At 60.0% G+C, this 6,379-nt stretch carries 2 protein-coding genes and 5 pseudogenes; 2 read left to right on the top strand and 5 right to left on the bottom strand.

Annotated elements, in window-relative coordinates:
- Nucleotides 1-115 precede the first annotated feature (115 nt).
- Nucleotides 116-1,140: pseudogene (locus ACLFKU_RS42190) on the bottom strand (IS3 family transposase); the annotation flags it as partial.
- A 74-nt stretch (nucleotides 1,141-1,214) separates the two neighbouring features.
- Between ACLFKU_RS42190 and ACLFKU_RS42185 the strand changes: the two are divergent.
- Nucleotides 1,215-2,240 (top strand): IS110 family transposase, encoded by a 1,026-nt coding sequence (locus tag ACLFKU_RS42185; protein WP_410853191.1) that lies wholly within the window; start codon nucleotides 1,215-1,217, stop codon nucleotides 2,238-2,240.
- A gap of 298 nt (nucleotides 2,241-2,538) precedes the next feature.
- On the opposite strand, the pseudogene ACLFKU_RS42180 reads toward ACLFKU_RS42185, so the two are convergent.
- A pseudogene (locus ACLFKU_RS42180) lies at nucleotides 2,539-3,759 on the bottom strand (ISL3 family transposase).
- A 134-nt stretch (nucleotides 3,760-3,893) separates the two neighbouring features.
- A pseudogene (locus tag ACLFKU_RS42175) lies at nucleotides 3,894-4,103 on the bottom strand (transposase); the annotation flags it as partial.
- A 126-nt stretch (nucleotides 4,104-4,229) separates the two neighbouring features.
- Between ACLFKU_RS42175 and ACLFKU_RS42170 the strand changes: the two are divergent.
- Nucleotides 4,230-4,570, top strand: a pseudogene (locus tag ACLFKU_RS42170) (IS5/IS1182 family transposase); the annotation flags it as partial.
- Between the two features lie 790 nt (nucleotides 4,571-5,360).
- Here the strand turns inward: ACLFKU_RS42170 and ACLFKU_RS42165 are convergent.
- Complete coding sequence (locus ACLFKU_RS42165; protein ID WP_026228503.1) at nucleotides 5,361-6,065, bottom strand: ABC transporter ATP-binding protein; 705 nt, start codon at nucleotides 6,063-6,065, stop codon at nucleotides 5,361-5,363.
- Between the two features lie 17 nt (nucleotides 6,066-6,082).
- A pseudogene (locus tag ACLFKU_RS42160) lies at nucleotides 6,083-6,379 on the bottom strand (ABC transporter ATP-binding protein); the annotation flags it as partial.

The following is a 6,379-nucleotide window of genomic DNA, read 5'->3' as shown; positions in this document are numbered from 1 at the left end:
TCGGTGCCTGTACGAACCCCTCGGCGACGTCGTGCTTGTGAGGGGCACAGGCGGACGCAACGCAACACAACCAACCTTTATAACCGCTCAAGCTACCGGACAAGGTGCAATGTGAAGCCGACTCCTTACTTTGCGGGCTGCACACGGGTGTGGTCAATGGCTCCAGGCCAATGTCTGAAGCAAAGGTCCTTGTTTTCTCTGCCGTGTAACCCGAGCCATTGTCGGTCAGCCATTCAATTTCCGACGGCGCCTTCAGGACGTCACCGAACCGGTTCTCAACGGCGGCCAGCATGACGTCGCGCACCACGTCGCCACTGTGGCCACCGGTCGTCGCCACCCAGCTCATCGCTTCGCGGTCGCAGCAATCCAGAGCGAACGTGACACGCAGCGGTTCGCCGTTGTCGCAACGAATCTCGAAGCCGTCAGAACACCAACGCTGATTGCTCTTCCCCACCGCTACCTTGCCATCGTGTCGGCGCTGAGGGCGTGGCGGTGCCGTCCGGCGCTCCAGCAGCAGACCGTGAACGCGCATCACCCGGTACACCCGCTTGGCATTGACGGGCACCGCGCTATGGTTCTCCCGCCGCCGACGCAACAGGCCCCACACACGACGGTAGCCATAGCTGGGCAAATCAGCAACGGCCAGTCGAATCTCTTCCACCAGACCGGCGTCGTCAGTCTTTCGAGCCGTACGCCCGTCCCGCCAGTCAGCCGGCCGCGCCAGCTTGTCCGCCACATTCGAGCGCGCTACACCGGGAACGTCACAGACCCGCTTCACTGGTCGTCCCCTGGCAATGAGGGTGAGCGCGCAATCCATTTTCGCGACTTCGCCACCTCCACTGCCTCACGAAGAATCTCATTCTCCATTGTCTTTTTTCCGAGTAGTCGCTGAAGCTGCCTGATTTGCTTGAGTGCATCGCTCAGTTCCGACGCCGGCACGACTTCCTCGCCGGCACTGACAGCCGACAGGCTGCCGTCCTGATACAGCTTGCGCCAGTGAAACAGCTGATTCGGATTGACGCCGTGCTGGCGTGCAACCATCGAGACCGACTTGCCCGGCTCGAAACTCTCCCGCACCATCGTCAGCTTCTCTTCAGCTGACCACCGCCGCCGGCGCTCCGGCCCCGTCAACACTTCCATCACTAATGACATGGTCCGCCCCGCCTCACCGGGCAGGTTACGCTGAAGGAGCTCACTCGTAACTGGAGACCATCATGGACCATGCGACGCTCGTTGGGATCGACCTTGGCAAACACAGCTTTCACATCCATGGTCAGGACAGCAAGGGTAACGCTGTGCTGCGGAAGAAGCTTGGGCGCAAGCAACTGATCGAGTTCTTTGCAACCTATGCGACCTGCACGGTCGTCATGGAGGCGTGTGTAGGTTCTCACTTCATGGCACGCAAGCTGGCCACGTTCGGCCACGAAGTCAGACTGATTTCGCCGCAGTTTGTGAGGTCATTCGTAAAGTCAAACAAGAACGACTTCGTCGATGCCGAAGCGATCTGCGAAGCTGCATCGCGCCCGGCCATGCGGTTCGTAACGCCGAAGACCGAGTCACAGCAAACGCTTTCGGTGCTACACCGCGTGCGTGAATCGATGGTGCGCGATCGCACGAGAACGATCAACCAGATGCATGGCTTTCTGCTCGAATTCGGCATCAGTCTGCCGGTCGGCAAGACTGGCGTCGAGCGACTGTCGGAGCTTCTCAGCTTCCATCCGTTGCCGCCCCGGCTTGTCGCGATCCTTGAGCGGCTTCACGAGCACTACAAGTACCTGCAGCAGCAGATCGGTGAGATCGATCGCGAGGTGGCGCAGCAGCTCGCCGACGACGACGTCGGACAAAGACTGTTGAGCATTCCTGGTATCGGGCCGATCACTGCAAGTGTGCTTGCCTCAGAAATCGGCGATGGCAAGCAGTTCAGATGCAGTCGCGATTTCGCGGCCTCGCTTGGCCTTGTTCCCCGCCAGTACAGCACAGGCGGCAGATCCAAACTTCTCGGCATCAGCCGACGGGGTGACAAGAAGATCCGCAGTCTTCTCGTCCAGTGCGCCCGGGCCTATATGCGATGCCTGCAGAAGCGAGCCGGCCACCTCGCGGACTGGACACGTGCACTACTGATGCGACGCCACTCAAACGTGGTGGCGTGCGCGCTGGCCAACAAGCTGGCTCGCACCGCCTGGGCTATCGTGGCACGTCACACCACCTTTGATCCAAGGGTTGCGACAGCATCGGCTTGAATCAACGCAGGCTAACCCTCTCTGCTTTTGCGACGACTGAAACCTGATGACGTGAACGGCACACCGGCCTGCGGAACACCCCGGCAAGCAAAGAGGCTCCTGAAGCCGCACAACTTCATGGGGGCCGCGGGCGCGAACTTCATCGAGGCGCGGGGAACAGTCCCCACAACGACGCCGGATAGATTCGAGCAAGCCAACACAGCATCAAGCGTCAGGGTTGCAAAACTGGGGCGGACCATAGATTCTTGCTTGTTGTTAGTCAAAAACACAGTCGTATGCCTACCCGCTATTTTAAGGTTCATCGAGGATTACCGGGGAACGCGGCGCGGATTTTGAGGAAGAAGTACTCCTCGTCGCGGTACCCGTAAGCCCGGCGCTTGATGACCTTGATTGTGTTGTTGATCCCTTCAACGACACTGGTGTTGAGTGGGTGGCGGCAGCGCGCCAGGATTCCATGCCAGTAGCCTTGCAGGCGCTGTGCGAACAGTTGCAGGGCGGCGATACCGCTTTGCCTGGCCTGCTCAAACCACTGCTCCCAGGCCTTTTGCGCCCAGGCAGGCTTGCGGTAGAACCAGAGCCGTTTCAGTTCGTCGCGCAGCACGTAGACGCATAACAACGGCTGGTTTGCTGCCAGCAGTTCCTTCAGATGCACCGACTGCTCGGGTTTCAGGTTGCGGCGGTTGCGCAGCAGCAGCCAGCGACTGGACTTCAGGACCTTGCGCGCTGGTCTGTCATGGCGAAGCTGGTTGGCCTGATCGACGCGCACGCGATCGATGACTTCACGCCCGTATTTGGCGACGACGTGGAACAGGTCGTAGACAACTTCGGCCTGTGGGCAATGCGGGTTGATCTCCAGCTCATAGGCCGTCGTCATATCGATGGCAACTGCCTCGATGCGCCCAGCGACGCCTTCAGGAAGCTGCTCGAAGAAGGCCCGGGCCGTTTCGCGCGAGCGCCCCGGCCCGATCCATAGCACCTGGGCGGCCGATCGGATCGACCACCACCGTGGCGTAGCGGTGGCCCTTATGCAGCGCGAACTCGTCCATCGCCAGATAGCGGATCGCCGACCAGTCCGGGTCGGCCACACGGGCACGCAGGCGCATCTTGTCGATCGACTTGACCGTGTGCCAGCCCAGATCGTAGAAGGCGGCCACCGCCTGTACGCTGGCCGCCTGCAACAACTTCTCGCACGCCTTGGCAAAGCGCTCCGTTACCCGCTGGTAGCGGCCCAGCCACTCCAGCTTCTCCAGCCGTGGACCACCACAGCTTCGCACCAGACCCGGCGGCGGGGCAGGTGCAGCACTACCCGATATTCGAACAGTGGCAGATCACGCACGCGTCGCACTGTCGTCTCATGAATCTGCGAACAACGCGCTCCGCATTGCTCACAATGCATGACCCGGCCGACCGGTTTCAGATAAAGCGAAAGCGTGTGGTTCTCGCCCTGTGGCCACTCTACGCGTTCCAGCCGGTAGCCCTTCCAGCAACCCAGCGCCTGCAGTGCCTTGCGATCGAGCAATCTCCCCCCTGATGTCCCCTGAATTCAGGTATCAGGTTACGCAATTGGTGAAAATCGCTCCACGCTTTTCTACGAAGAACTTTTTTTTGCAGCGCGTTGTCCTCGCGCAGTTGCCGGTTTTCCGCCTCGATCTACCGGATACGCTGCTGCTCAGCCGTCAGCGGCTTGCCCTCGCCGGGGCCGCCAGCACGCTCTGCATCGTACTGCGCCACCCAGCGGCGCACGGCTGTCTCAACAAGGTCCATCGACCGGCACACTTCGCTGACCGATAGCCCTTGGTCTCGCACCATCCGTACTACTTCCAGCTTGAAGCTGGCGTCAAATTGTCGGCGCCTTCTTGTCATCTTGCTCTTTTTCCTCGTCGATTCTGGATTGTCCTCCTATCGACCCGTCCGGGGAAATTAGACCACTACATCCTGCAGCCTTACTTGCAACCCGATAATTACTAAAGCTAATTGAGGGATGTTGTACTAGTCCCGCTGATTGAGGCCATCGTGCCGATCGGCGGCAGGCGCAGGCGGCCTTTGAGCCGTCCCTCGCCGCGCCAATGCCGAACGCGGTTACGACCACGACAAATACTACGCGCTCTTCGCGCGCGCACTATTCCAACTTGCATCGCGCGGCGTGGTCACCCGCATCGCAGTGGACCTAGGAAAGTCCGTCGGGTTGCCGAGCGTACGCATGCCCGACCGCATCATTTCCGTCGTCTGCTATTCGCTTCGAACGTCGCGCTGCTATTCACGAAACGTTCCTCAAACTCGGCTGTTGCTCGATCTGCTGGAAGACTCTTCAGCGCGTTCAGCAGTCCTTATGCAACCTTCTCTTAGCAATAAGCACGGAACTCGTGAATACGTGGCCACGACAGAAAGTCGATGCTGGATCGGTCCAGTCGAGTTAAGCGCGCGAATAGCATCGTTCGAATCGAATCGTACATCATGCATGATGTAGAAGACGCACAACCCGCCGAGGAGACTTCCGCCTACCAAGAGACAGTAAGAAGACCTGTGCTACGCGGTCGACAGGGGGTAAAACAGTCGATCTCCTGCTGCGTGTGCCCATCGCGACAAGACCGCCGCGCGATGTTACTTCGAGAAGGCGAGCAGACAGAAGGATGAACCCGGAAGAATCCTAGAGCGCCATCCGGTTGCGCTCGAAACGCTCGATGCCGGCCCGCGCACGACAGAACAAGCGGCCGAACAAAATCATCGAATAGTCGCGGTATCTGACCAGCTCCGGCAAGTACGCAGAGTGCTTTGCCCCATACGATTCCGTAACTGCTCCAACGACATTCCGGAAACGCTTGTATTGCGTAAACGTCGCTCTTAAGGGCCCATTGGCAGTCAGCACTAGACGGCCGCTGATTTGTAATATCCAGATTGAACGCGTCTGGATCGAACCTACCGCGCAACACCGGTGCGGAAAGTGATCCCGCTTAGGCACTGTCGACCTTAAAGCGATGGTGCGAGAGATAGCCATAGTCGTAGATGCCTGTAAATGATCTAACGTGCCAAGCGCGCTTTTTGATCAGCGTGACCTCGGCATCGGCGGATCGTTCGGGAAGCCGGGACCCGACTTACCATAGCCAGTATCACACAACAGCATTATTCTCCGAGGTAAGCGGCCCGAACCTTCGGATCGTCGAGCATCTGTTTCGCGTCGCCCGACATCGTGATCAGACCGGAGTCCATCACGTAGCCACGATTGGCCGCCTGCAGCGCGAGACGCGCGTTCTGCTCGACGAGCAGAACGGTCATACCTTCGGCGGAAATCGAGCGCACCACTTCGAAGATCTTCTCGACCATGATCGGCGAGAGGCCCATCGACGGTTCGTCGAGCAGCAACAGTTTCGGCCGCGAGATGATCGCGCGCGCCATCGCGAGCATCTGCTGCTCACCGCCCGACAGCGTGCCCGCGTACTGCGACGCGCGCTCCTTCAGACGCGGGAAGAAGCCGAACATGCGCTCGACGTCCGACTTGATACCGTCGACATCGTTGCGCAGATACGCGCCCATCTGCATGTTCTCGACGATCGACATGCGCGCGAAGATGCCGCGACCTTCCGGCACCATCGCGAGACCGCGCTTGAGCAGCTCGTGCGCGGGCAGGCCTTTGATCGACTGGCCCATGTACTCGATATCGCCGGCCGCATACGCCTTCAGGCCCGTGATCGCCTTCATCGTCGTGGTCTTGCCCGCGCCGTTCGCGCCGATCAGCGTGACAAGTTCGCCCTGCCCGACCTCGAGGTCGACACCCTTGACCGCCTGGATGCCACCGTAGTTGACCTGCAGGCCCTTGATTTTCAACATTGCTTGCGTCGTGGACATCAGTGGACCCCCGCACCCAGATAAGCTTCGATCACCTTCGCGTCTTTCTGCACGTCCTGCGGCAGACCCTGTGCGATCACCTTGCCGTAGTCGAGCACCGTCATCTGGTTGCACAGGCCCATCACGAGCTTCACGTCGTGTTCGATCAGCAGAATCGTCTTGCCGTCCGCGCGGATCTTGTCGAGCAGCTTGGTCAGCTCGACCTTCTCGGTGGCGTTCATGCCGGCCGCCGGTTCGTCGAGCGCGAGCAGCTTCGGATCGGTCGCCAGCGCACGGGCGATTTCGAGGCGCCGCTG

Origin of the sequence: Paraburkholderia sp. EG304 (genome assembly GCF_046543485.1) — a bacterium.
Classification (GTDB): domain Bacteria; phylum Pseudomonadota; class Gammaproteobacteria; order Burkholderiales; family Burkholderiaceae; genus Paraburkholderia; species Paraburkholderia youngii.
Note: the sequence above shows the minus strand (reverse complement) of the source record. Positions and strands in the feature narration are given on the sequence as shown.

Excerpts from the sequence above, each read along its gene's own strand:
- ACLFKU_RS42165 (WP_026228503.1), bottom strand. The coding sequence starts at position 6,065 with ATGTTGAAAATCAAGGGCCTGCAGGTCAACTACGGTGGCATCCAGGCG.
- ACLFKU_RS42185 (WP_410853191.1), top strand. The coding sequence starts at position 1,215 with ATGGACCATGCGACGCTCGTTGGGATCGACCTTGGCAAACACAGCTTT.